Source organism: Streptomyces sp. GL_140 (genome assembly GCF_057834465.1).
This window is the reverse complement of record NZ_CM174404.1, coordinates 7,601,413-7,625,718: the sequence shown is the minus strand read 5'-3', so window position 1 is coordinate 7,625,718 and position 24,306 is coordinate 7,601,413. Positions and strand designations below refer to the sequence as shown.

At 73.8% G+C, this 24,306-nt stretch carries 24 protein-coding genes; 8 read left to right on the top strand and 16 right to left on the bottom strand.

What is annotated here, in order from left to right:
* Positions 1-32: 32 nt before the first annotated feature.
* The 3 genes from AC3IYJ_RS35530 to AC3IYJ_RS35520 are packed head-to-tail and all read right to left on the bottom strand — an operon-like array spanning position 33 to position 3,393.
* Positions 33-1,202, bottom strand: coding sequence for an acyl-CoA dehydrogenase family protein (locus AC3IYJ_RS35530; protein WP_489398620.1), 1,170 nt, complete (start codon positions 1,200-1,202; stop codon positions 33-35).
* The gene (locus tag AC3IYJ_RS35525; RefSeq protein WP_489398619.1) at positions 1,199-2,413 is read right to left on the bottom strand and encodes an acyl-CoA dehydrogenase family protein; all 1,215 of its coding nucleotides are present in this window, start codon (positions 2,411-2,413) and stop codon (positions 1,199-1,201) included. Before AC3IYJ_RS35525 ends, AC3IYJ_RS35530 begins: the two co-directional genes overlap by 4 nt.
* Complete coding sequence (locus AC3IYJ_RS35520; RefSeq protein ID WP_489398618.1) at positions 2,410-3,393, bottom strand: NADPH:quinone oxidoreductase family protein; 984 nt, start codon at positions 3,391-3,393, stop codon at positions 2,410-2,412. Before AC3IYJ_RS35520 ends, AC3IYJ_RS35525 begins: the two co-directional genes overlap by 4 nt.
* A 240-nt stretch (positions 3,394-3,633) precedes the next feature.
* Here AC3IYJ_RS35520 and AC3IYJ_RS35515 point away from each other — a divergent pair, with 240 nt between their 5' ends.
* The 3 genes from AC3IYJ_RS35515 (at position 3,634) to AC3IYJ_RS35505 (ending at position 6,549) form a co-directional block, all read left to right on the top strand.
* The gene (locus tag AC3IYJ_RS35515) at positions 3,634-4,863 is read left to right on the top strand and encodes a hypothetical protein (RefSeq protein ID WP_489398617.1); all 1,230 of its coding nucleotides are present in this window, start codon (positions 3,634-3,636) and stop codon (positions 4,861-4,863) included.
* A 64-nt stretch (positions 4,864-4,927) separates the two neighbouring features.
* Positions 4,928-5,827 (top strand): SDR family oxidoreductase, encoded by a 900-nt coding sequence (locus AC3IYJ_RS35510; protein WP_489398616.1) that lies wholly within the window; start codon positions 4,928-4,930, stop codon positions 5,825-5,827.
* A 119-nt stretch (positions 5,828-5,946) separates the two neighbouring features.
* On the top strand, positions 5,947-6,549 hold the full coding sequence (locus AC3IYJ_RS35505; RefSeq protein ID WP_489398615.1) for a TetR/AcrR family transcriptional regulator: 603 nt from the start codon (positions 5,947-5,949) through the stop codon (positions 6,547-6,549).
* A gap of 7 nt (positions 6,550-6,556) precedes the next feature.
* Here AC3IYJ_RS35505 and AC3IYJ_RS35500 read toward each other — a convergent pair whose 3' ends face one another.
* The 4 genes from AC3IYJ_RS35500 to AC3IYJ_RS35485 are packed head-to-tail and all read right to left on the bottom strand — an operon-like array spanning position 6,557 to position 10,045.
* Entirely contained in the window at positions 6,557-7,864 is a 1,308-nt protein-coding gene (locus tag AC3IYJ_RS35500; protein ID WP_489398614.1) for an MFS transporter, read from the bottom strand.
* Entirely contained in the window at positions 7,861-8,379 is a 519-nt protein-coding gene (locus AC3IYJ_RS35495; protein ID WP_489398613.1) for a hypothetical protein, read from the bottom strand. Before AC3IYJ_RS35495 ends, AC3IYJ_RS35500 begins: the two co-directional genes overlap by 4 nt.
* A 44-nt stretch (positions 8,380-8,423) precedes the next feature.
* On the bottom strand, positions 8,424-9,257 hold the full coding sequence (locus AC3IYJ_RS35490; protein WP_489398612.1) for an enoyl-CoA hydratase/isomerase family protein: 834 nt from the start codon (positions 9,255-9,257) through the stop codon (positions 8,424-8,426).
* A gap of 23 nt (positions 9,258-9,280) precedes the next feature.
* Entirely contained in the window at positions 9,281-10,045 is a 765-nt protein-coding gene (locus tag AC3IYJ_RS35485; protein WP_489398611.1) for a PIG-L deacetylase family protein, read from the bottom strand.
* 18 nt (positions 10,046-10,063) lie between these two features.
* On the opposite strand from AC3IYJ_RS35485, the gene AC3IYJ_RS35480 reads away from it, so the two are divergent.
* A complete protein-coding gene (locus AC3IYJ_RS35480; protein WP_489398610.1) occupies positions 10,064-10,879 on the top strand; it encodes an MBL fold metallo-hydrolase in 816 nt (271 codons plus the stop codon).
* A gap of 74 nt (positions 10,880-10,953) precedes the next feature.
* Positions 10,954-11,454: a DUF3887 domain-containing protein gene (locus AC3IYJ_RS35475; protein ID WP_489398609.1), complete on the top strand. Its 501-nt coding sequence runs from the start codon at positions 10,954-10,956 to the stop codon at positions 11,452-11,454.
* A 42-nt stretch (positions 11,455-11,496) separates the two neighbouring features.
* Here the strand turns inward: AC3IYJ_RS35475 and AC3IYJ_RS35470 are convergent, their stop codons facing one another.
* The 3 genes from AC3IYJ_RS35470 to AC3IYJ_RS35460 all read right to left on the bottom strand — a co-directional run bounded on the left by AC3IYJ_RS35470 (position 11,497) and on the right by AC3IYJ_RS35460 (position 15,096).
* A complete protein-coding gene (locus AC3IYJ_RS35470; protein ID WP_489398608.1) occupies positions 11,497-12,810 on the bottom strand; it encodes an alpha/beta fold hydrolase in 1,314 nt (437 codons plus the stop codon).
* Between the two features lie 149 nt (positions 12,811-12,959).
* Entirely contained in the window at positions 12,960-14,045 is a 1,086-nt protein-coding gene (locus AC3IYJ_RS35465) for an S-(hydroxymethyl)mycothiol dehydrogenase (RefSeq protein ID WP_489398607.1), read from the bottom strand.
* A 109-nt stretch (positions 14,046-14,154) separates the two neighbouring features.
* Positions 14,155-15,096 (bottom strand): LysR substrate-binding domain-containing protein, encoded by a 942-nt coding sequence (locus AC3IYJ_RS35460; protein ID WP_489398606.1) that lies wholly within the window; start codon positions 15,094-15,096, stop codon positions 14,155-14,157.
* Positions 15,097-15,166: 70 nt separating this feature from the next.
* Between AC3IYJ_RS35460 and AC3IYJ_RS35455 the strand changes: the two genes are divergently transcribed.
* Entirely contained in the window at positions 15,167-16,078 is a 912-nt protein-coding gene (locus tag AC3IYJ_RS35455) for a dihydrodipicolinate synthase family protein (protein WP_489398605.1), read from the top strand.
* On the opposite strand, the gene AC3IYJ_RS35450 is transcribed toward AC3IYJ_RS35455, so the two are convergent.
* Positions 16,075-16,926, bottom strand: coding sequence for a GNAT family N-acetyltransferase (locus AC3IYJ_RS35450; protein WP_489398604.1), 852 nt, complete (start codon positions 16,924-16,926; stop codon positions 16,075-16,077). The genes AC3IYJ_RS35455 and AC3IYJ_RS35450 overlap by 4 nt on opposite strands.
* A 172-nt stretch (positions 16,927-17,098) precedes the next feature.
* On the opposite strand from AC3IYJ_RS35450, the gene AC3IYJ_RS35445 reads away from it, so the two are divergent.
* Together AC3IYJ_RS35445 and AC3IYJ_RS35440 are read left to right on the top strand one after the other, a co-directional pair.
* Positions 17,099-18,127: a DUF5954 family protein gene (locus tag AC3IYJ_RS35445; protein WP_489398603.1), complete on the top strand. Its 1,029-nt coding sequence runs from the start codon at positions 17,099-17,101 to the stop codon at positions 18,125-18,127.
* A gap of 354 nt (positions 18,128-18,481) precedes the next feature.
* Positions 18,482-19,210, top strand: a complete 729-nt coding sequence (locus AC3IYJ_RS35440) for a transglycosylase SLT domain-containing protein (RefSeq protein ID WP_489398602.1) — start codon at positions 18,482-18,484, stop codon at positions 19,208-19,210.
* A 21-nt stretch (positions 19,211-19,231) separates the two neighbouring features.
* Here AC3IYJ_RS35440 and AC3IYJ_RS35435 read toward each other — a convergent pair whose 3' ends face one another.
* The 5 genes from AC3IYJ_RS35435 to AC3IYJ_RS35415 all read right to left on the bottom strand — a co-directional run bounded on the left by AC3IYJ_RS35435 (position 19,232) and on the right by AC3IYJ_RS35415 (position 24,204).
* Positions 19,232-19,837, bottom strand: a complete 606-nt coding sequence (locus AC3IYJ_RS35435; protein ID WP_489398601.1) for a response regulator — start codon at positions 19,835-19,837, stop codon at positions 19,232-19,234.
* A complete protein-coding gene (locus tag AC3IYJ_RS35430) occupies positions 19,834-21,048 on the bottom strand; it encodes a sensor histidine kinase (RefSeq protein ID WP_489398600.1) in 1,215 nt (404 codons plus the stop codon). The genes AC3IYJ_RS35435 and AC3IYJ_RS35430 overlap by 4 nt, the downstream gene beginning before the upstream one ends.
* 161 nt (positions 21,049-21,209) lie before the next feature.
* Entirely contained in the window at positions 21,210-22,130 is a 921-nt protein-coding gene (locus AC3IYJ_RS35425) for a squalene/phytoene synthase family protein (protein ID WP_489398599.1), read from the bottom strand.
* Between the two features lie 39 nt (positions 22,131-22,169).
* Complete coding sequence (locus tag AC3IYJ_RS35420) at positions 22,170-23,861, bottom strand: serine/threonine-protein kinase (protein ID WP_489398598.1); 1,692 nt, start codon at positions 23,859-23,861, stop codon at positions 22,170-22,172.
* 76 nt (positions 23,862-23,937) lie between these two features.
* Positions 23,938-24,204 (bottom strand): GlsB/YeaQ/YmgE family stress response membrane protein, encoded by a 267-nt coding sequence (locus tag AC3IYJ_RS35415; RefSeq protein WP_489398597.1) that lies wholly within the window; start codon positions 24,202-24,204, stop codon positions 23,938-23,940.
* Positions 24,205-24,306: the final 102 nt, after the last annotated feature.

Here is a 24,306-nt window from a genome sequence, read left to right as displayed (position 1 = left end):
GCCGGGACCGGAGCGATCCGGCAGGGGCCCGGCTACCGGGGCGCCGGGAGCTCCGCGAAGTCCGCCACCAGGCCGCGGTGGTGGCCGGCCGTGCCGAGGGCCAGGGAGTCGGCCTTGGCCCGCTTGAGGTAGAGGTGGGCCGGGTGTTCCCAGGTCATGCCGATGCCACCGTGGAGCTGTACGCACTCCTCCGCCGCGCGGACCGCGACGCCCGAGCAGTAGGCCTGGGCCACGGCCACCGTCAGCGGTGCGTCGGGGGCCCCCGTCGCGAGGGCGTCGGCCGCGGCGCGGGCCGCCGCGCGGGCGGAGGCCACGTCGAGCCAGAGCCGCGCAAGGCGGTGCTTGAGCGCCTGGAAGGAGCCGACGGGCCGGTTGAACTGGTGGCGGCCGCGCACGTGGGCCACGGTTTCCGTCAGGCACCACTCGGCGATCCCGAGCTGTTCCGACGCGAGCAGTCCGGCCCCCGAGAGCAGCGCTCCGGCGATGGCCGCACGGGCGGTGGCCGGGTCGGCCAGCCGGGTTCCGGCGGCCCCGTCGAGGGTGACGGTGGCCAGCGGCCGGGTCAGGTCCAGCACGGTGAGCGGGGTGAGCGAGACCCCGGCCGCGTCGGCCGGGACGGCGTAGAGGCCGGTGTCGGCGAGGACGAGCAGTACGTCGGCGGCCACCGCGTCGGCCACGGCCGTGACGGTGCCGCTCAGCGCGGTGCCGCTCAGCACCCCCGCGCCGGTGTCCCGCGCCGCGGGCGGCAGCGGCGCACCGGGGGCCAGGGTCAGCGGCAGCGCGGGTACGCAGATCCGCCGGCCCGCCGCGAGTTCCCGTAGGAGCTCCGCGGCCTGCGCGCCGTCGCAGCCGAGCAGGATCTCCGCCGCGAGGACCGCGCCGGTGAGGTACGGAACCGGCGCCGCGGCCCGGCCAAGCTCCTCCAGGACCACTGCCGCCTCGCGGTGGCTCGCGCCCTGTCCGCCCAGCTTCTCCGGTACGAGGAGTCCCGCCGTGCCGATGTCGGCGGCGAGGGTCCGCCACAGCTCCGGGTCGTGCGGCCGTCCGCTCTCGATCCGGCCGAGGACGGCCGGGGCGTCGCAGCGGGCGGCGAGCAAGGAACGTACCGCCGTGCGCAGTTCCTCCTCCGTCTCGGAGTAGAGCAGGTCGAGGGGGGTGGCGCTCGGGGGGGTCGGGAAGTCCGGAGGGGTCGGCGGCGTCATCGAGCCAGGTCCTTCCATGCGAGGTCCTTGTCGTCGCGCGGTTCGGCGGGCAGGCCGAGTACGCGTTCGGCGACGATGTTGAGGAGGATTTCGCTGGTGCCGCCCTCGATGCTGTTGCCCTTGGCGCGCAGGTAGCGGTATCCGGCGTCGCGGCCGGTGAAGTCGACGATCTCGGGGCGGCGCATGGTCCAGTCCTCGTACAACAACCCTCCCTCGCCGAGGAGTTCCACCTCCAGTCCGCTGATCTCCTGGTTGAGGCGGGCGAAGGTGAGCTTCATCCCCGAGCCCTCGGGACCGGGCTGTCCGGCGACGAGCTGCTGGCGCAGCCGCTCCCCTGTGAGCCGGGCGACCTCCGCCTCGACCCACAGTTCGAGCATCCGCTGGTGGAGGGCGTGCGTACGGAGCTGCGGGCGCTCGCGCCAGGCGGCGGCGACCGGGGCGATCATGCCGCCCTCGCGCGGGATCCGCATGCCGCCGATGGAGACCCGCTCGTTCATCAGGGTGGTACGGGCGACGGCCCAGCCCTGGCCCACCTCGCCGAGGCGGTGGGCGTCGGGGATCCGGACTCCGGTGAGGAAGACCTCGTTGAACTCCGCCTCGCCGGTGATCTGGCGCAGCGGACGCACCTCCACGCCCGGGGCGTGCATGTCGCAGAGGAAGTAGGTGATGCCCTGGTGTTTGGGCAGTGCGGGGTCGGTTCGGGCGATCAGGATGGCCCAGCGGGCGGTGTGGGCGCTGGAGGTCCACACCTTCTGGCCGTCCACGACCCACTCCCCCGCGGCCTCGTCGAGGACCGCGCGGGTGCCGAGCGCGGCCAGGTCGGAGCCGGCGCCGGGCTCGCTGAAGAGCTGGCACCAGACTTCCTCGCCGATCCACAGGGGGCGCAGGAACCGCCGCTTCTGCTCCTCGGTGCCGTACGCGAGGATCGTGGGCGCGGCCATGCCGAGGCCGATGCCGATCCGCCGCGGGTCGTTGTCGGGTGCTCCGGCGGCCTCCAGCTCGGCGTCCACGACCGCCTGGAGGGAGCGGGGCGCGGCGAGTCCGCCGAGGCCCCGGGGATAGTGGACCCAGGCGAGTCCGGCGTCGAAGCGGGCCCGCAGGAAGTCTTCGCGGGCGGTCCGGGCGGGCGGGTGCGCGGCCAGCAGCTCCCTCACCCGCAGGAGCAGTTGGTCGGCGGTGACCGCGGCGGCAGCCGGGTCCGCGGCGGTCATCGGGCGCCCCCGTCCAGGGCGGGTACGACGACCAGTCGGCCGGTGGTGGTCCCGTCGGCGAGGCGCTGCACGGCGTCGGCGGCTTCGGCGAGGGGGACCCGTTCGCTGACCAGCGGTCTGATGGCGCCTTCGGCGGCGAGGCGGGTGAGTTCGGCGTGGCAGGCGGCGATGGCGGCCGGGTCCTTGGCGGCGTAGAGGCCCCAATGGAGGCCGAGGACGGCGTAGTTCTTCACCAGGGCGTGGTTGAGCGCCGGGGCGGGGATGGTGCCGCTCGCGAATCCGACGACGACGATGCGGCCCTCGAAGGCCACGCACTTGGCCGAGGCGGCATAGGCGTCGCCGCCGACCGGGTCGTAGACGACGTCGGCTCCGCGGCCGCCGGTGAACTCCTTGACCCGGGCCGCGATCCCGGCCGTGTCCTCGCTCGTGCGGTCGATGACGAGGTCGCAGCCGAGCTCCTCGGCGGTGCGGACCTTGGCCTTGCCTCCGACCACTCCGATGACGGTGGCCCCGGCGGCCCTGCCGAGCTGGACGGCGGCGCTGCCGACCCCGCCGGCGGCGGCGTGCACCAGGAGGGTCTCGCCGGCCTGGAGCCGGGCCCGGCGGTGCAGGCCGAACCAGCCGGTCTGGTAGCCGATGTGCAGGGCCGCGGCCTCGGCGTCGTCGAGGGTGTCCGGGGCGGGGAGCAGGGACCGCGCGGAGGCGGTGACGTACTCGGCGAAACCGCCGTGCGGCAGGCTCGGGTTGGCGATGACGCGGCGGCCGTCCTCGGTCTCCCCGCAGATCTCCACGCCGGGGGTGAAGGGCAGCGGCGGGCGGATCTGGTACTGGCCGCGCACGAGCAGCGCATCGGGGAAGTTGACGTTGGCGGCGAGTACCTTGAGCCTCACCTCGCCGTCGCCGGGCACCGGTTCGGGCACCTCTTCGAGGCGCATGGCCTCGCGGGGCTCGCCGGGGGTGTGTACTCGCCATGCCTGCATCCGGGGCCTCCAGCCGCCGACGGGAATCACGCCTCGCGGGCATACTAAGCGGTCGCTTGCAGCTCTGGGAACCAGCTGGAGCCCCCGGGAACGAACCCCTCCGCAACAACACGCGCCGGGCCGGTGCCCGCCCCCTCCCCGCTCGGGCAACATACGGCAGGCGCACATCATGATCGGATATGACGTGCCACGGGGGCCCCGCCTTCCGGGCGGGGCGAACTTCCTTGGGGGAAGCACCACATGACGAGAAGCATGTCCGCGGCCGGAGTCGCCGCCGTCGTCCTCGCCGGCCTCATCACGGCCGCGGGTCCGGCCTCGGCCGCGCAGGCCGCGCCCGCGACGGGCGCCGCCGGCACCAAAGCCGTCGCGAACGCGGTCGCGAACGCGGTTCCGGCCGCCGTTCCGGCCGCCGCGTGCGCGCCGGAGGTCGTCACCCTTCCGAGCCTGCCCGACGGTCCCTGGAGCGACGCGGGCGGCGTCGAAGGCCTCGGAGCGGCCGGCCTCGCGGTCGGCCGGAGCAGGGGCCTGCCCGCGTACTGGACCGCCGACCGCGCGGTGCACGCCGTCCCGCTGCCCGACGGATTCCAGAGCGGTGTGGTCGCGGACGTCAACGCCAAGGGTCTGATGACCGGCACCGTGGAACGCGCCTCGGACCACGCGCGGGCCGCCTTCACCTACCGTGCGGGCGACGCGGCGGTCCGGCTGCTGACCGGCGCCGCCGCGGGCACCGACGCGACGGACGTCAACGACGCCGGTCACGTCGTCGGCATGGACGCCGGAACGCCCAAGGAGTGGGTGAACGGCATCGCCGTGCGCGAGCTGCCGGTCCCCGCGGACGCGCACTCCGGCACCAGGATCGTTTCGCTGAACGGCATCAACAAGCGCGGAGACGTGCTCGGAACCGCGCACACCGAGTACGTGGACGTGGAGAACGACCAGGTCGTCAGCACCACCTTCCCGGTCGTGTGGCCGGCCGGCGGCGGCTACCCGCCGTACAGCCTGCCCGTCTGGACCGAGACGTACTGGACGACCGGCACCGAGGCGACCGGCATCGACGACAAGGGCCGCGTCGTCGGCTTCGAGCAGGAGAACTACCGGGAACTGCGCCGCCGGACCCCGGCCGTCTGGAAGAAGCCGTACGACGCCCTGCCCTCCAGCCCCGCGCTGGTCCCGGGCTACGAGAACCTGACCCTCGACGCGATCAGCCCGACCACGAACGTGACGGTCGGCTCGGCCGTCACCTTCGTCGAGGGTTACGCGCGCTACGTGCGGGCCGCCTACTGGCCGGGCACGGGCACCCCGCTGCTGCTGCCGGACCCGGCGGGCGCGAGCTCCGACGTCAACACCGAGGCCCACGCCGTCTCGGACGACGACCGGGTGGGCGGCTCCTTCCGCGACCTGACCGCCGGGACGAGCAGCGCGGTGGTCTGGACGTGCGCGAGCAAGCAGGCGTACGCCCCGAAGAAGTAGCGCGGGAAACCGCCCCCGGCACGGGCATGGCGATCTCGGCGCCCGCACGCTATCGATGGGCCGCATGGAGAACCCCTTGCGCGGCCTGCCCGCGCCGCCGCCGCTCGGCTCCGCCGCCCTGCCTCCCGGTACGTACGCGGGGCAGGTGGTGCTCGTGACCGGCGGCGGCACCGGGCTGGGCAAGGCCATCGCCACCGAATTCGCACGGCTCGGTGCCGACTTGGTGATAGCCGGCCGCCGGATCGAGCAGCTGAAGTCGGCCCAGGAGGAGTTGGCGGCCGTCCCCGGTGCGGGCCGGGTGACGGCCGCCGTCTGCGACATCCGGGATCCGGAACGGGTCGCCGGGGTGTTCGACGCCGCCGAGGCCGCCCTCGACCGGCTTCCGGACGTGCTGATCAACAACGCGGCGGCCAACTTCCCCTGCCCGGCGGAGGACTTGTCCCCCAACGCCTGGCGGGCGGTGGTCGACATCACCCTCACAGGGACCTGGTTCACCACCCGCGAGTTCGGCCGCCGCCACCTGGCCGCCGGCAGCCGCGGATCCATCGTGAACATCGGCGCCTCGTACGCCTGGACGGGCGGACCCGGATTCGCGCACAGTTCCGCCGCCAAGGCCGGGGTGAAGAACCTCGTGGAGACCCTGGCCGTCGAGTGGGGCCCGTACGGCATCCAGATCAACGGCCTGGTCCCCGGTCTGTTCCCGCACACGGACATGACCGAGGGCATCCGGGGCGGCCTGGACCGGGCCGCCCCGGAGGCCAAGGACAACCGGCAGCCCGCCCTGCGGGTCGGCGCGCCGCGCGAACTGGGCTGGGCCGCCACCTTCCTGGCCTCCCCCTACGCCCGTTTCATCACCGGCCACACCCTGGTGGTGGACGGCGCGAACTGGCAGCGCCGGTCCGTCGTCAACCCCGAGGTGGTGCCCGTACGGGAGCAGTTGGGCCGGGGCCCGTTCACCCGCTGAACCAGCCCCGGGGCTGCGGGGCGCACCTGGCGCGTTACGCCGCTTCGGCACGACACGCCGGGATGCGATGGTGTGGCACATTGACCTCTTGATCCCATCGACCCCCCGGAGGTGTTGCGGTGAACACGGTGAGCACGGGCCGCCCGTCGTTGACGGAGCGGCGCAGGGAGGCCACGCGGTTCGAGATCGCGGAGGCCTCGGCCGCGCTGTTCTCCGAGCGGGGGTACGAGGCCACGACGGTGGACGACATCGCGCGGGCCGCCGGAATCTCGCTGCGCACCTTCTACCGCTACTGCCCGGCCAAGGAGGACGCGCTGACCCCCGTGCTCACGGCGGGGGTCGCCACCCTGGTGGAGGAGCTGGCCCTGCGCCCCGCGGGCGAACCGCTCACCGAGGCCGTCCAGGCCGCCTTCACCACCGCGACGGCGGGTGCGCGCTACGAGGAACCGGGCCAGACGGTCCGCCTGATCCAGGTGATGAGCCGCGTCCCGGCGATCCGCCTGCGCTGGCTCGCGGCCGCCCGCGCGATGCAGGACCGTCTGATCCCGGTCCTCGCGCTCCGCACAGGCCGCTCCGAATCCGCCCTGGAGACCCGCCTCCTGTCGGCCGTGCTCATCGACGCCGTCACGGTCGCCCTCGAGCACTGGGCCGCCGAGGACGGCCGCGACCCGCTCCCCGCCGTGTCGGCCCGCGCCCTCGCACTGCTGCGGCTGGAGGAGTAGCGGCCGGTCAGTTCGAGCACGTGCTCGTGGACGACGGCGCGGGCGCACCGCGGCGGACCCAAAGGAGGGCTCCCGCCAGCAGCGCGGCGCCTCCCAGCAGCCAGGGCAGCGGCCCCAGCGGCAGGACACCGACGGCCAGACCGGTGAGGGCCCCGGTCAGTTGCAGGGCGAGGGACTGGACCGAGAGCGCGGTGGCCCGGCCGGCGCTGGAGACCCGACGATGCAGGAGGTCGTTCTCGCTCGGCCCGGCGGCGCCGATGCCGAGATGGACCAAGCCGTAGCCGGTGGCCGCGAGGACCATGGAGCCCGCCCCCGTGGACAGGGCAGTGGCGCCGAGCAGGAGCAGGCCCGTCGCGCCGAGGCCGAGGCCCACCATGACGGCACGCTCACCGCTGCCCGCGAGCCGGGCGGCCAGCGGTGCGAGGTGGCTGCCGACGCCGGAGCAGACGAATCCGGCGCAGGCGAGCGCTGCGAAGAGCACGGCGCCCGAATCCGATGCGCCCGTGAAGGCCGCGGCGCGCCCCGGAGTGAGCAGTTCGAGCGCGGCCAGGGCGCTGCCGGCGGCCCCGGCGCTCAGGAGCACCCGGCGGACCAGTGCGTCGCGGCCACCCAGACGCAGTCCGTCCACGACGGTGACCGGGATGCCCCGGAGCACCTCACGCAGGGTGGCCGCGGGCCGGGGCGGTTCGGGCAGGGCTGCCAGGACGTACACCACGAAGGTGATTTCGACCGCCGCGCCCAGCAGCAGCGGAACGGAGAGCGGCAGCACCAGCCCGGAGGTGGCTCCGCCCAGCCGGGCGCCGAGGTCGGATCCGGCGCCGAGCAGCCAGGGAAGGGTTCCGCCGACCAGGGTGCCCGCGGCCAGCGCGGCGGAAGTGGCCGAGGAACCGCGGGCCAGGCCGGTGCGCAGCTCGGCGTCGGGGCCGGAGTGCGCCTGGAGGGTGTCGACGTACCAGGCTTCGGCCGGTCCGCTGGAAAGGGCACGGCCCGCGCCCATCAGCACCATGCCGAGGCCCAGGAGCCAGGGGGCGGAGCCCAGGCCGAGGAGGGTCAGGGCGGCCAGGTTGAGCAGCCCGGCGGCGGCCAGGACGGATCGGCGTCCCAGGACGTCGGACAGTCCCCCGGTGGGCAGTTCGAGGGCAGCGGCGACGAGGGAGTGCGCGGCGAAGAACCCGGCGACGGCCGCCATGGTCATGCCCCGCTCGGTGAGCAGCAGGATCAGCGGGGCGACGGTCAGCCCCAGCGGCAGCCAGAAGAGCACGCAGACCGTGACGTAGCGGCGGCGCGCGACGGGTATGTCCAGCGGCCCGGTCACGACGCCTCCCCCGTGTCCGTGACCTCGGGCTCCGCCGCGGAGGCGGGCTCGGGGGCGGAGGCCGGGGCGGTCCCGGCGGCCGGGGCGGGGGCGTCCGGCGATCCACCCGGTTCGGACGGTGCCAGGGGCAGCCCGGCGGTGACGAGCACGACCCGGGCCGCGCGGGGGTCCTGGGCGTCGCGGCCGGTCAGCTCCTCCAGCTTGCGGCCGAGCACCTCCCACAGTTCGGTGAGCGACTCGGGGGTCAGGCGGGGCATCAGGTCGTCGTTCCTGGAGGGTTCCGCCCACTCACGCCCCAGCCGGCCGTCGGCCATGTCGGCCTCGTGCCGGACGAGGGAGACCTCCAGGTGCTCGATCTGGGCCCGGCGCGACAGCCCGACCCAGGCGCGGCTGTCCGGCGAGGCCTCCATCGCTCTGTTGCTCCAGGAGGTCACGGAGTGCACCGCCCGCCAGCGGCGCTCCCGCCCGTCCCGGTGCTCGGCGTCGGCGACGCCCACGACTCGGCCGCCCGGCACTTCAACCGCCCCCCTCGACCGCCCCCTCAGCCCCCTCAGCCCCCTCAGCCCCCAGTGAAGCGCGGCGGGCGGCGCGACGCCTTGGCCGTGTAGCCCTCGCGGGAGTCCTCCGACGTGAGGGTGAGGGCCGCCGTCATCGCGACGCGATCGAGGGCCGCGGGCAGGGCGGCGTCCGCGTAGGAGTCGACGGCCCGCTTGATGCCCTGGACCGCGAGGGGGGCGTTGGCCGCGATCTCCGCCGCGAGGGAACGGGCCGTTGATTTCAACTCCGCTTCTGGGACGACCTGTTGGACCAGGTTCAGTCGCAGCGCCGTCTGCGCGTCGATGCGACGGCCCGTCAGGGCCAGGAACTTGGCCCAGCCCGCGCCCGCCTCGCGGGCGATGCGCAGGTCCCCGCCGGCGTCGACCGCGACGCCCAACTGGGCTTCCGGCAGGGCGAAGACGGCGTCGTCCGCCGCGATCCGGATGTCGGCCATCAAGGCCAGCTCGAAGCCGAAGCCGAGACAGTAGCCCTGCGCCGCGGCCACCACCGGCTGCGGCAGCCGCGCGAGGACCGCGAAGCGTTCGTGGACCCAGCGGATGCCCTCGTAGTAGTTCCGGTTCCGCTCGGCGGCCGAGGCACCCGTGATCGCCCCGCCCGGGGCCGTCACGTCGATGCCCGCACAGAAGGCCCGTCCCTCGGCCCGCAGCAGGACCGCCCGGACGTCCGGGTCGAAGCGGATCCGGTCCGCCAGCAGGCCCAGCTGGCGGGTGGACTCCCAGCTCCAGCCGTTGAGTTTGTCCGGGCGGCAGAGGGTGAGTTCCGCGATCCCGTCCGCGACCTCCAGACGGATCCGTTCCTCACCCTCCGCGATCTCCGTGCCGATGGTGTCGATCACGCGGACACCCTAGGGCGGACCGCTCAACGCGGGAAGACCTCGAACGCCACCGCGGGCCGCCCGCCGAACCGGGCCGCCGCCTGGCGGGCGTTGCCCGTCAGGAAGTTGCGTACGTACGTCTGCGGGTCCTCGTCCGTCAGGACCTCGATGTACGCCTTGTGCTCCAGCAGCGATTTCACCGACCGCTCCAGCCCCGGACCGGCGTCGGCCGCGTGCGTGGGCGTCGTGGTGCCGGACACCGCGACCCAGCGCACCCCGTCCCAGGGCTCCAGCCCCTGCTCCGAGATGAGTTCGGGGAAGATCCAGCGGTTGCCCGCGTCGCCCGCCGCGTCCAGGGTGGCCCGGCCGACCGCCTTGTGGTCGGGGGTGTTCCACCAGCCGCCGCCGTCGGCCCCGCCCCACGTGTCGCGGTGGTTCATGGTGATGACCAGCTCGGGCCGGTGCCGGCGGATGGCGGCCGCGATGTCCCGGCGCAGCGCGAGGTTGTACTCGATCACGCCGTCGCTGTAGTCGAGGAACTCCACCTTGGACACTCCGACCACCGCGGCGCTGGCGCGCTGTTCGGCTTCGCGCAGCGGGGCGCAGGCGGCGGGGTCGATCGTGTCGATGCCCGCCTCGCCGCGCGTGGCCAGCAGGTAGACCACTTCGCGGCCACCGTCGGTCCAGTCGGCGATGGCCGCCGAGCACCCGTACTCCAGGTCGTCGGGGTGGGCCACCACGGCGAGCGCACGCTGCCAATCGGTGGGCATGGGCTCCAAGGGGGCCGGTCCGTCCAGTTGTTCAGTCATGCGTCGCACAATAGGCGAATGGATGGACAGGGTCTGGTAGTGGCGCTGCTCGACGCCTCGGGGACGTTCTTCGAGCCGGCCCGCACGGCGTTCCCCGGGGCGAGCGCCGCCGCCTGGGCGCGGGCCGCCCTGCTGGATCCGGGCGCGGCCGGGCCGGAAGGCGCCTGGCGGCTGGACTTCCGGTGCTTCGCCGTGGCCCGGCCGGGCGGCCGGTGGGTCCTGATCGACGCGGGGGCCGGTCCGGCGCACGGGCCGGCGGCGGGCTGGGCCCCGGTGCCGGGCCGGCTGCCGGCGGCACTCGCCGAGGTCGGGATCGCTCCGGCCGATGTGGAGGCGGTGGTCCTGACCCATCTGCACGAGGACCACACGGGCTGGATCCAGGACACCACCGGCCAACCGTTCTTCCCGGCCGCGCGTCACCTCGTACAGAGCGCTGAGGTGGCCGCCCTGGACCGGGCGGATCCCGTGTGGGAGTGGCTGGTCGCGCCGCTCCGGGCCGCCGGGCAGCTGCAAGAGGTGACCGGGGTGCACCGGCTCGCCCCCGGTCTGACCCTGCTGCCGACGCCCGGTCACACGCCGGGCCACCAGTCGGTGCTGGTGGAGCAGTCGGCCCCGGGCGGCGGTGCCAGGGACGTCCTGGTCACCGGGGACGTGCTGGTGCACGCCGTGCAGCTGGCCGATCCGGCGGTCCCGTACTCCCACGAACGCGACCGGGCCACCGCCCGCGCATCGCGGGAGGAGATCCTGGCCCTGGCGGTGCGCCGGGGCGCCCTGCTGGCCACCGCTCACCTGACCCGCGCCTTCGTGGAGCCGTCCGTACCGGGCGACTGGTGACCCCGGGCGCCCGCCGTGGCCGACGTGCGACCGCCGTCCGGGCGTCCTAGCATGAACGGGAGAAGGGGAGAGCCATGACTCTGATGTCCGGCAAGCCCACGGCGCACGGCGGTAAGCGGCGGTTCCTCCGGATCGTGCCCGCGGTCGCACTCGCTTCCAGTGCCGTGCTCCTGACGAACGTTCCCTCCGCCACGGCCGCGGTCCCGGCCATGGTTCCTGCCGCGATGAAGGTCGCGGCGCGGGCCGATGGCCAGCAGGACGACAAGCAGCTCGCTCTCGACGCGCTCGACGAAGTGGTGCGGGGCGACTTCAACGCCGTAGCGGGCCGCTTCGACGAGACCCTCCGCGTCATGGTGTCTCCCGAGCTCCTCGCGCGCTCCTGGCAGGACTACCAGGAGCGGTTCGGGCCCTACCTGTCACACGGGGAGCCCCAACAGGTCCCGTCCGTCCAGGGAATTGTCGTCAACGTGCCGCTGCGCATGACGAAGCAGCCCGGAGAGTTCCGGGTCACCTTCAACGAGACCGGGCACCTCACGGGTCTGTACTTCCTGCGAACAGGCATACCGGTCCCGTAACTTGCCCGGATTCCCCGGACCAGCCTCCCCGGATTCCCCGGATCAGACCTCGTCGCGCACAAGCGCCAGCAGCCGGTCCAGGACCCGCGGGCCGCCTGCCCGGACGCCGTCGTGGTCGAACTCGTCCGTCACCCAGGTCCGCAGGCCCCGTACCGCCTCGGCGGTGGCCAGGGAGTGCGCGGTGTCCACGTACATGTCGTCGTGGTAGACCGCGGCGGCCACCGGGACCTCGTTGGCGGCGAGCCGCGCCGGGTCGTACAGGGCAGTCCAGCCGGTACGGGCGGCCAGCAGCACGGCGGTCTCGCGCAGCGGGGCGAGCGCCGGGTCGCAGTCGAAGTGCCAGGGGTGGATGGTCTCGCCGGTGAAGTACAGCGGCTCGTCGCCCTTGAGGGTGCGGGCGGCGTCGAAGCGCGGCTGGTCGGCGCGCACCCGGTCGGCAGCCCAGCCGAGGGGCTCGGCCGGGTCCTGGGCGTAGATCGCCTCGTGGATCAGCGCGTAGAGGGGGTGTCCGGCGAAGGAGAGCTGGGCGTGCACGGCCTCCAGGAAGGCGTCCGAGAGCGCGGGTCCGGCCGCGGTGGGGACGAAGGCGTCCTCCAGCAGGTAGTGCAGCTGGTGGCTGCCGTCCGACACGCCGAGCAGCAGGCCCAGGGACTGGAAGGCCTCGACCGTCAGCCGGTAGCCGCCGGGAAGTTCGGTGGGGTGGTCCTGGAGGTGGGCGGCGATGCGGCGGGCCCGCTCGACGTCCATGGGGTAGCGGGCGTAGTGCTCCCGGTTCTTGCGCTCCATACGGGGGTACGCGGCCTCGTAGACCTCGGCGGCGGTCGCACCGAGGGACGGCAGCCCGCCGGTGATCAGGGCCGCGGCCAGCCCCTCGGGGGCGGCGCCGAGGTAGTGGGTGACGCAGAACCCGCCGAAGCTCTGGCCGAGGACGGTCCAGGGCGCGCCGCCGGTGAGCAGGGGGCGAATGGCCTCGGCGTCGCGGACGATGGAGTCGGCGCGGAAGTGCGCGAGGTACTCGGCCTGCTGCGCGGGGGTGCCGCGCAGGGGCAGGGTCTGCCGATTGACCGGGGTGGACCGGCCGGTTCCGCGCTGGTCCAGGAGCAGGACCCGGTACTCGGCCAGGGCCCGCTCCAGCCAGGCCTGGCGGCCGACGAACCGGCGGGCGCCGAAGCCGGGACCGCCCTCCAGGTAGAGCAGCCACGGCAGGGACTCCGGGTCCTTGCCGGTGGCCACCAGCTCGCGCGCGTACAGCTCGATCCGCTCGCCGCCGTCCGGCCGGGCGTGGTCGAGCGGGACCGTGAAGCTGTGGTCGGTGATGACGACACCGGGCTGGCGGTAGCTGGCGCTGGAGGTCACGGACGGCCCCTTGGACGGCGATGCCCCGGCCGGGTCGCGGCCGGGGTGCGGAATGGCGGTGCGGCCGAGTCTAGTACGACTCTCCGCTACACCCCGCCCCTTACCCCGAGGATCCCGGACGGGTCACCCGCAAGCCCCGGGCCATCGCGTCAGAACTCGACCACCGAGCGGAGCACCTCGCCGCGTTCCATCCGCTCGAAGGCCGCCTCGACCCCGTCCAGTGCGATCCGCTCGGAGACGAACGCGTCGAGGTCCAGGCGCCCCTGCAGGTAGAGGTCGATGAGCAGCGGGAAGTCCCGCTCGGGCAGGCAGTCCCCGTACCAGGAGGACTTCAGGGCTCCGCCGCGCCCGAAGACGTCCAGGAGCGGGAGTTCGAGCTGCATCTGCGGCGTCGGGACACCGACCAGGACCACGGTGCCGGCCAGGTCGCGCGCGTAGAACGCCTGCCGGTACGTCTCGGGGCGGCCGACGGCCTCGATGACCACGTCCGCGCCGTTCCCGCCGGTCAGCTCCTGGATGGCCTTGACCACGTCCTGCGTACCGCCGTTGACGGTGTGGGTGGCGCCGAGTCCGCGCGCCCACTCCAGCTTCCGGTCGTCCAGGTCGACCGCGATGATCCGCGAGGCACCGGCCAGCCGGGCCCCCGCGACGGCCGCGTTGCCCACTCCCCCGCAGCCGATGACGGCGACGGAGTCCCCGCGCCCGACGTTGCCGGTGTTCAGGGCGGCGCCGATGCCGGCCATCACCCCGCAGCCGAGCAGTCCGGCGGCCGCGGGCGACGCGGCCGGGTCCACCTTGGTGCACTGGCCCGCCGCGACCAGGGTCTTCTCGGCGAAGGCGCCGATGCCCAGGGCCGGCGAGAGCGGGGTGCCGTCCTCCAGTGTCATCGGCTGGGTGGCGTTGTGCGTGGCGAAGCAGTACCAGGGCTTGCCGCGCTTACAGGCCCGACAACTTCCGCACACCGCACGCCAGTTGAGGATCACGAAGTCGCCGGGCGCCACGGAGGTGACGTCCGGGCCGACCGATTCGACGACCCCGGCGGCCTCGTGGCCGAGCAGGAAGGGGAACTCGTCGTTGATCCCGCCCTCGCGGTAGTGCAGATCGGTGTGACAGACCCCGCAGGCCTGGACCCGTACGAGGGCCTCGCCCGGCCCGGGATCGGGCACGAGGATCGTCGTCGTCTCCACCGGTGCGCCCTTGCTCCGGGCGATGACCCCTCGTACGCGATGCGTCACGTGCTACCCCGATCTCGTTCCACGTTCCGGTCGGGTCCGGTCCGGCTGCTCCGACGGATCCCCCCGGTCCGGCCAACGTACACGCGCGTTCACACCTGCGGGAGTTGCCTCACTCCCCCGCGCGCCGGGTGGCCAGTTCCGGCGGTACCGCCGAGCGCAGGGCGGCGCCGAAGGCGGCTACGGCCGGGTGGGCGCCGGCCCCGCTGCGGAAGGCCAGCTTGGTTCGGCGTTCCATGAGGAGGCGGGTGAGGCCGACGGCCGGATCCGCGTGCCCGGTGATCCCCAGCTGCGGCACCACCGCCACGCCCTGGCCGGCCGCGACCAGCGCGAGGACGGTGGCGAACTCGTCGACCCGGTGGCGGATCCTGGGGGCGAACCCGGCGGCCTGGCAGGCCCGTACGGTCATGGCGTGGCAGAGCGTGCCGTGCGTGGCCATGATCCAGGGCGCGTCGGCGTGCCTGCGGAGCACCTCGCCCTGATCGGGCACGGCGGCGGCCCCGTCGGCCCGGGTCGCCGCCTCCGCCGGGGCCGCCAGGTACATCGCCTCCCGGTAGAGCGGCTCGGTGGCCAGTCCGGGCTCCTGCACGGCGGGGACGAAGTCGTACTCGTGGATCAGGGCCACGTCCAGGTCCCCGGCCCGCAGCGCGTGGGCGACGGCCGCCGGGTCGGTCTCGGACACCATCGGCTCCAGCCCCGGGTGGCGGCGGCCCAGCGCCACCAGGGCCGCCGGGACGATGGCCCGGGTGGCGGTGGGGAAGGACCCGATCCGCAGCGCTCCGGCCAGGCCGTTGCGGGCCTCGGCGAGATCCGCTTCGGCCTGTTCGAGGAGTTCGAGGACGGCTTCGGCACAGCGGACCAGGTTCTGCCCGGCGGGGGTGAGCCGGACCCGTCGGCCGGTGCGCTCCAGCAGGGCCAGGCCCGCCTCGCGCTCGAGGACGCCGAGCTGCTGGGACACCGCCGAAGGGCTGAAGGACAGAGCTTCGGCGACGGCGGCGATGGTCCCCCGGCGGGCGAGTTCGCGCAGCAGGCGCAGGCGTCGTACATCGAGCATCGGATCAGCTTACGGTTCTGGTAAGAAATGCGAACTGGATTCGACGCTCGGAGCGCGCAAAGCTCGACGCATGACACCGAACCACTCCACGCGGAGCCTGCGCGGGATCCACGTACCGCTCGTCACCCCCTTCACCCCCACCGGCGAGATTGCCGCCGACGCGTTGGAAGCACTGGCCCACGAGGTGCTCGGCGCGGGCGCCACCGGGATCGTGGCCCTGGGCACCACCTCGGAGGCGGCCGCCCTCGACGAGCGGGAGCGCGACCTGGTCACCGACGTCTGCGCCCGGGTCTGCCGGGAGCGCGGAGCGCTGCTCACCGTGGGAGCCGGGGCGAGCGCGACCGTGGCCGCCGAGGCCTCGCTCCTCCGGCTGAAGCGGTGGCCCGAGGCGCACGCGGCGCTGGTGAGCGTGCCCCCGTTCGTCCGGCCCTCGGCCGCCGGGGTGCTCGCGCACTTCACCCGGCTCGCGGCGGTGAGCCCGGTGCCGCTGATCGTCTACCACGTCCCGTACCGGACCGGGCAGTCCCTGGACGCGGCCGCGCTGCGGGCGATCGGAGCGCTGCCCGGGGTGGCCGGCGTGAAGTACGCGGTCGGCGCCGTCGACCAGGACGCGGTGGAGCTGGTCGGCGACCTGCCCGAGGACTTCGAGTTCCTGGTGGGCGACGACGCGTACCTCTCCGCGCTGCTCGCGCTCGGTGCGGCGGGCGGGATCCTCGCCTCGGCGCACCTGGCGACGGCCTCCTTCGCCGCACTGGCGGCGGCCTGGAGCGCGGGCGGGGCGGGCGATGCGGACCGGGCCCGCACCCTGGGCCACGCGCTGGCCCGTCTCTCCGCCACGCTCTTCGCCGAGCCCAACCCGGCGGTGATCAAGGGCCTGCTCTACGCACAGGGCCGGATCCCGACCCCGGACGTACGCCTCCCCCTGCTTCCGGCGAGCGCCACCGCGGTGGCGGCGGCGCAGCGGGAGCTCGCCGGTCTCTAGAGCTCGATCGAGCGGAACTCGTCCAGCACTGCGAAGCCGGTGCTGTCGTAGAGGCTCATGGCCACCTCGTTGCCGCCGAAGACGTTGAACATCATCGCCTCGTCGCCGCCCTGCCGGGTGGCCCACTCGCCGGCGGCCATGGCGGCCCGGCCGTAGCCCTTGCCGCGGTGCTCCTCGTAGACGTCCAGCGAGAAGCCGAAGGTCACTCCGGGCAAGAAGCCGTGGTTCACCCAGCCGGTGCCGATCACCGTGCCCTCGGCCTCCAGCGCGTAGAAGGCGTGACCCGGGGTCAGGAACCCCTGCGGAAGGTACTTCACGAAGTCCTCGTCGGACTTCTCCTTGGCCTGGGCCGCGGTCAGGGCTCCGGCCCGGACGATGTCCGCGATGTACGCGGCCTCCTCCGCGGCGTACCAGCCCGGGTACTCCTCCTCCGTGAGCCGACGAACCGTCAGGCCGGTTGGCAGCTCGGGCCGTTCGGCCACGGCTCGCAGCCGGTTCTGCCCCCGTACGGGGTAGTCGGCGAAGGCTCCCGCTCCGCCGGTGAGCCGGACCTCCACCCGCTGCGCGCCGTGCTCGGCGCACCACCGCTCGGCCCACGAGCGCGCCCGCGGCACCGTCAGGTCGTGTATCCGGCCCACGGTCGACCCGTTCTCCTCGGTGACCTCGACGGCGATCCATCCGGCGCCGTCCGTGGCCACCGTCCAGCCGTCGATCCCCTTCACGGCCCGTTCCAGCAGGGCCCGCGCCAGCGGCTCCGAGCAGCCCGCGGCCCGGTATCCGGCCAGCACCCGCTCCTGGAACCCGGCCCGCCAGTCACGCCGGTCCGCCACGATCTCCATCTCGTCCATCCGTCCACCCTAGGCCGTCTCCTTCGGCACCCCGCCGGGCCAGTGCCCGGAAGGGATCCGGCGGGCGGACCCGGCGAAATCCGAAAGGGATCGCTTAGCACAACCTCACTGATTCGTGGGCGAGTTGTGGATGCTCCCGGCCCCCCGGTCCGAGGTGTGCCGAGAATGCGGGATGAGCAGTGAGGTACCTCCCGGGCGCGAGCACCTCTACATGAACGTCGAGCACGCGCGGCATCCGGTGGCCGCGGCGCAGGAGGCCGACGCCTCCGACGCGGCGCGGAAGTACGACCACTACATCATCCGGGGGCCGCTCTTCGGGATCGCCTGCCGGCCGGTGGGCGGCGGGCATCGGTGGCAGGTGCTGAACCCGGTCGCCCGCGGGTTCCCGCAGGACGCCCGGGACGGCCTGAACTCCTCCCTGTGGTTCCGGGCCAAGGACGGCACCGCCGACCGGGAGGTCCGCCGGGAGCTGCTGGCGGCCGTGGCGCGGCTGGAGGCGGAGCCCCTCAACGAGATCACGGCGGCCGGCACCCGCTACCGGGTGGTGCGGTGCGAGGAGCTCCTCTACGGCAACAGCGAGGGGCCCGAGCCGCCCCGGCCCACCGATCCGCAGCCGCCCGAGCGCGGCTGGGACCCCGGGGCCCGGGATCCCGCGCTCGACGCGGGCTTCGTGATCGACCACATCGCCGCGACGAGCGTCATGGAGGCCACGGAGCGGCTCGCGCTGATGGGCCTGCACTACCGCAGCCCCCGCTACCCGGCCGGGGTGCGGGCGGACTCGCGCAGGGCGGTGCGCACCCATGCCGGGATCGTGCTGCTGCCGGCCGCGTTCCGGGTGCTGGAGCGCACCGGGGCGGGCTGGGAGCCGGCGAGCACGGTGCTGGCGAGCCCGCACGCGGCCCGGCGGGCGCTGTTCCACCTGCTGACGCGGCTCTGGCCTGCCGTGTACGAGCTCCCGGAGCGGGAGCGGGTCGGGTACGCCAGGGTGGCGGCGGAGTTCCGGGAGGCCGGCGACGCGGACTCGGTGCGCCTGGACGACGGCCGTGAGCTGCTGGTCGTACGGATGCGGCGGGTGGTCCGGATCGGGCCCGACGGGCCGGAGACGGCCCGCCCGTCGGACGAGGAGGAGGGCTCCGGCGGGCCCTGCCGGCTGCACCCCTCGATGGACGAGGACGGCACGGTCGCCGACGGGACCGATTGACCCCTGGTGGGCGATTCGCCACCAACGGGCGGGTCGCCCGAATCAGGTGCGGCGACGGGCGACTTGCCCGTTTTGAGGATCCGGTCCGGGTCCCGTGATGTGGGTCACGCCCGCCGGATCAACATCATTTCTCCGGAAGGGTCGATTCCCTTTTCCCGGAGGGAATTTCCGCAATTCCCGGATCCCTTTTCAAGGTCATCCACCGGGCCGATAGCGGGAAGTTGATCTCGCGGTCCAATTCGTGTCTTGTTCCGGCCCCGCGGACTCGCCTACGTTCGCCTCGTTCCCGGTGGTTCGCTGCCGAATCCGGCCGCCGCCAGGGCTCTCCCGTACCCCCACGTGAGGAATTCCGCCATGCCCGCACAGGGAAAGCACCGTCGGCCGAAGCACAACCCGCTCACCCGCAAGCTGGCCCTCGCCGGCACCGGCGGCGCGGTCCTGGCCCTCCCGCTGATCAGCGCGACCACGGCCGGAGCAGCCCAGGCGCCCACCGCGGTGACCGGCACAGTGACCACCGCGGTGACCGGCACGGTGACCGCCGCCGTCACCGCCGTCCCGACCACGTACTCCGTGGTCAGCGGCGACACCCTGGCGAAGATCGCGGCGGAGCACTCCATCGGCGGCGGCTGGCAGCAGCTCTACGCGGCCAACCGCAGCGCGGTCGGAGCCAACCCCTCGGTGATCCGTCCCGGCCTGAAACTGAAGCTCGGCACCGTGGCACCGGCCGCGGCCCCCGCCGCCGTCCCCGCGGCCACCGGCTACGCCAACAACCTCGACGGATGGATCCGCCAGTCCCTCGACGTCATGGCCAAGCACGGAATTCCCGGCAGCTACGAAGGAATTCACCGCAACGTGATGCGCGAATCCTCCGGGAATCCGATGGCAATCAACAACTGGGACTCCAACGCCGCGGCCGGCATACCCTCCAAGGGCCTGCTCCAGGTGATCGACCCGACCTTCCGCGCCTATCACGTCCCCGGCACCGCCCTGGACTCGTACGACCCGGTCGCCAACATCACGGCCGCCTGCAATTACGCGGCCGCCCGCTACGGCTCGATCGACAACGTCAACGGCGCCTACTGACCCGGTTTCAGGGCCCGCCGGTCACAGCCAGCCCTGACGGCGGGCCGCACGGACGGCCTCCATGCGGTTGCGGGTACCGGTCTTGCCGATCGCCGCGGACAGGTAGTTCCGTACGGTCGACTCCGACAGGTGGACCTTCGCCGCGATGTCGGCGACGGTGGCTCCGTCCGCCGCCGCACTCAGGACGCCGACCTCGCGCGGGGTCAGCGGGTTCGGGCCGGCGCTGAGGGCTGCGGCCGCGAGCGCGGGGTCGATCACGGTCTCCCCCGCGAGCACCCGCCGTACGGCCGCGGCCAGTTCCTCCACCGGGCCGTCCTTCACGAGGAACCCGGCCGCCCCCGCCTCCATGGCCCGGCGCAGGTAGCCGGGCCGGCCGAAGGTGGTCAGGATCAGCACCCGGCAGTCCGGGCACCGGCGGCGCAGGTCCACCGCCGCGTCGAGGCCACTGCGGCCGGGCAGTTCGATGTCGAGCAGGGCCACGTCGGGCCGGGTCTCCAGGGCGGCGGGCACGATCTCGTCACCGGCGCCGACCTGCGCCACCACCTCGATGTCCTCTTCCAGTCCGAGCAGCAGGGCCAGGGCCCCGCGCATCATGCCCTGGTCCTCGGCCAGCAGCAGCCTGATCATCGACCCTCGCCCTCACCCGCGGTCTCGTACCCGGTCTCGTACCCGATCTCGCCCGCGGTCCCGTACGCGTCCTGGTCCACCGGGAGCTCGGCGGTGACCCGGAAGCCGCCCCGGCCCGGGAGCGGACCGCCGACCAGCGTGCCGCCGGCCACCGCGAGCCGTTCGGCCAGCCCGGTCAGACCACTGCCCGGCGGGGTCGAGCCTACGCCGCCCCCGTCGTCCGTGATCAGCAGGCGGACCCGCTCGGCGGATCCCCGCACCTCGATCTCGCACGTGGTCGCCGCAGACCCGTGCCGGATCACGTTGGTGACGGACTCCCGGACCACCCAGCCCAGCAGCGCCGCGGTCTGCGGGGGCAGCGGCGGCCCCGACTGCCGTACGACGGGCTCGATCCCGGCGGCGGACAGGACCCCGCGGGCCCGGTCGAGCTCGCCGGCCAGACTCGCCTCGCGGTAACCGGTGACGGCCTCGCGGATCTCCACGAGTGCCTGGCGGCCGACGGACTCGATGTCGGCGACCTGGGCAAGGGCGGCGTCGATGTCTCGGGGCGCGATCCGGCGGGCCGCCTCCGACTTCACCACGATCACCGACAGGGTGTGGCCCAGCAGGTCGTGCAGGTCCCGGGAGAAGCGCAGCCGCTCCCGCTCCACCGCGGTGCGCGCCAGCTCCTGGCGGGTCTCGCGCAGTTCGCGCACCGTCTCGGAGAGGGCGAGGATGGCCGCGGTGACCATGCCGGACAGGAAGGTCCCGTAGACGACGCCCACCGCGCCCCAGCCGTCGCGGTAGACGCCGATCGCGCCGGCCACGGCGCACAGGCCAAGGACGGTCAGGCCCAGTGCGCGGCCCCGGAGCACGGCCCCGACGGCGAGTCCGAGCAGGGGGAAGAAGGCCAGCCAGCTGCCCCCGTAGGCGAGGGCCAGCCCGCAGGTGAGCACGCCCATGGCGACCAGGCTCCAGCGGGTGCTCGCGGCCTCCCGCGCTTCCTTGTGGAAGGCGCGGAACACCACGCTGATGTAGAGGGAGTTGAAGATCAGCAGGCCGACGCCGCCGACGAGCGGGTTGGGGGTCCTGCCCTGGAGGATGTTGGAGAAGGCGCCCAATCCCATGAGCAGCCACGGCAGCAGGGCCAGCCCGCTGTTGACTCCGATCCCGGCGGGTCCGGGCAGTCTGCTCCTCTTCTCCCCGGTGACCGACCCGGCGCTCACGCCCATGTCCGTTCCCCGTTCCGCGGCGCATGCCGCATCGCGTACCGCGCGCATCGCCTACTGGGTCCGCGTCCGCGTCATGTACGGAACGTTACGGAGCGCGGCGGCGCCCCGGCAGATGCGCATGTACGGACTCCGGCCGTACAAATGTCACTGCCGTTCGGATGTCACCGCCGGACGGCGGTGCGCGGCCGCTGGGCCCTGGCGCGGGCCAGGGTGCGCAGCGGTGCCACGAGGCCGTAGCCGACGTCCTTGCGCAGGGCGCCGACGCCGGCCCGCTCCACCCCCGCGAGCTGGTGTTCCATGAGCTCGGTCATCGTCACCACGACGGGCCGCAGCCCCGGGTCGGCCAGGTCGAGGAGGACCTCCGCGGCGGCGAGGGCGGTACGGGCGCGGGCGCACTCGGCGGTCAGGAGTTCACGTACGCCCGGGGTGTCCCGGGCCTGTTCGAGGTCGGCCCGGGTCACGGAGTGCTCGGCGAGCCGGTCGCGGGGGATGCAGAGCCGGCCGTCCGCCAGGTCCCCGGCGAGGTCGGCGAGGAAGTCCACCCGCTGGGCGGCGTCCACGAACCGGCGCCAGCCCGCGGCCTGTTCGGCGTCGGGCCCGCCCTGGTACTGGAGCCCGGTGAAGACGAGCACGCCGGGCCAGGCGTAGGCGTCGAGGTAGGCCTGGAACTGCTCCTCGGCGGCGAACCCGTCGAACACCGCCTCCGCGGTGGCGGCCCCGTCGAGGAAGCGGAATATCCATTCGGTGGGCAGGCCGCGGACGCCGACGGCGTGGGCGTAGGCGCGCAGCAGCGGGTCGGGGCTCTCGCCGGTCTCCAGCGCCCGGCGCACCTCGTCGCCCAACTCCGCCAATCCCTCGGCCCGCTGTTGTGGGGTGCCGGTCTCGGCGACGTCGTCGACCCGGTTCATGAAGGCGAGCCCGGCCGCCAGCCAGGGCTGGAGCGCCGGGTCGGCCAGCAGCCTCAGGGTGAGGTAGGGGGCGGGCTCCCGGCGCAGTACCCGGCGGGCCGTGTGCGTGTAGTCGGCGCGAAGCCGGGCGCCGGAGATCCCGGCGGTGGTGAGCGTGGTGCGCCAGCTGGGCATGGTGGTGGGTACTCCGCTTCGTTCGTCCGTACCGGGTGGTCAGCTCCGGTAGACCTTCTTGATCTTGAAGTCGGTGTCCGCGAGGACGTAACCGCCTTGACCGTACGGGTCGCTGATGTACGGACGGATCGCGGGGGTGCCCAGCCAGGGCGAAACGTTGAGGTAGCGCGAGCTCGGGATCTCGACGGCGAGCTCCTTCTGCGACTGCGCCAACAGGGCGGGCAGGGCGTCCCAGTTGATCGCGGCCATGTCCATGAGGGGATCGCCGGCCTTGACGGTGCCTTCCGGGCCGCTGCGCTTGGCTGCGCCGTTGCGGTACTGCCAGGAGTCGACCGTCTTGGCCCCGGGCGCGGTGGGGATCGAGGCGATCACGTACTCGTCGTAGACCCTCATGTCGACGAAGGTGGTGGTGCCGGCCTGCTGCTTGAAGGCTTCGACGGCGGCACGGATGCCCGCGGGGCCGATCAGGCTGCCCTTGGGCGGGGCCGAGGTCTGGGAGGCGCTCGCCTTCGGCGTCGGGGTGGCGGAGGTGCCCGGGGTCGCGGGCGAGGGGGAGGGCTGCGCAGAGGAGGAAGCGCTGCTCGCCGGCTTGGCGTCGGTGCTCTTGTCCTTGCTCCCGTCGGCGTCCGCGCCGCCCGGCCAGTTCAGGATGCCGATCGTCCCGGCGGCCAGGACCGCCACCAGGAGCCCGCCGAGCAGGGCGGGTCGGCGTCCGGGGCGGTGGGGGCGGCCGGACCCGGGGACGGCCACGGTCTGTGCGTACGGGTTGCCCGCGCCGGGTTCGAAGGGCGTGGGGGTGGGGGCGGGGGCGGGCGGGGCTGCCGGAACCGCGGGGCCGAACTGGCCCAGGGCGACCGGCGGGGTCACCGGGGTGGCGCCGCCGAGAGCACTGCTCGCACTGCGGAGCAGCGCTTCCAGCTCCTCGGCGCCGGGCCGCAGGGCCAGGTCCCGTACCAGCAGCCGCTCCAGTACGGGCCCCAGCGGGCCGGACCGTACCGGCGCCGGGATCGGCTCGTCGAGCACCGCGACCACGGTGGCCAGGCTGGTGGCCCGGCGCAGCGGGTGCACCCCCTCCGAGGCCACGTACAGGAGCATGCCGAGCGACCACAGGTCGGAGGCGGGCAGCCCCTCCTCGCCGCGGGCCCGCTCGGGCGCGATGTACTCCGGCGAGCCGATCAGCACGCCGGTGGAGGTCAGCGCGGTCGCCCCGTGCAGCGCGGCGATGCCGAAGTCGGTGAGGACGGCGGAACCGTCGGTCCGCAGCAGTACGTTGGCCGGCTTCACGTCCCGGTGCAGCACCCCCTCCGCGTGCGCGGCCCGCAGCGCGGAGAGCACGTCGAGCCCGAGCCGCAGCACGTCCGCGACCGGCATCGGCCCGGAGGCCAGCCGGTCGTGCAGGGAGCCGCCCTTGACCAGCTCCATCACGATCCAGGGATGGCCCTCGGCCCCGTCGGCGGGCTCCACGATGTGGTGGATCGTGACCACATTGGGGTGGGCGAGCCGCGCGAGGGCGCGGGCCTCGCGGACGGCCCGTTCGCGCAGCTGGACGGCGAGATCAGGCTGTGCGGCGGCGGTCGCCGGGTCCGGGGGCCGGACCTCCTTGAGTGCGACGTCGCGGTGCAGGGCGATGTCCCGCGCGCGCCACACCGTCCCCATCCCGCCGCTGCCCAGGGGCCCTGCGAGTTCGAAACGCCCGTCGATCAACCGTCTGCCGGAGTCACTGCTGTCCATGGCCGGTCATCGTAAGGGCCGCCACCGACGGAGGTACCACCGGAGTGGGTGGTACCGGTGCCGTCCGGAGCCGGGGTCAGCGGCGGGAGTTGCCGAACAGGAGCCGGTAGGCGACGAGCAGGACCAGGGAGCCCGCGATGGCGGAACCCCAGGTGGCGAGATCGAAGAACTCGGTCTGGATCGGCCGGTCGAGGAACTTCGCCGAGAGCCAGCCGCCGATGAAGGAGCCGGCGACGCCGATGAGGGTGGTGACGATCAGGCCGCCGGGGTCCCGGCCGGGCAGCAGGACCTTGGCGATCCCGCCCGCAAGCAGTCCGAGGATGATCCAGCTGATGATGCCCATGCCTGTTCACTCCGCTTCGGTGTGCGCACCCCGTGCGCGCTTCGTCTTACCGAGGAGGACGCGCGAAGAGGCGAAACGGTTCTCGTCACGGGGTGGCAAACG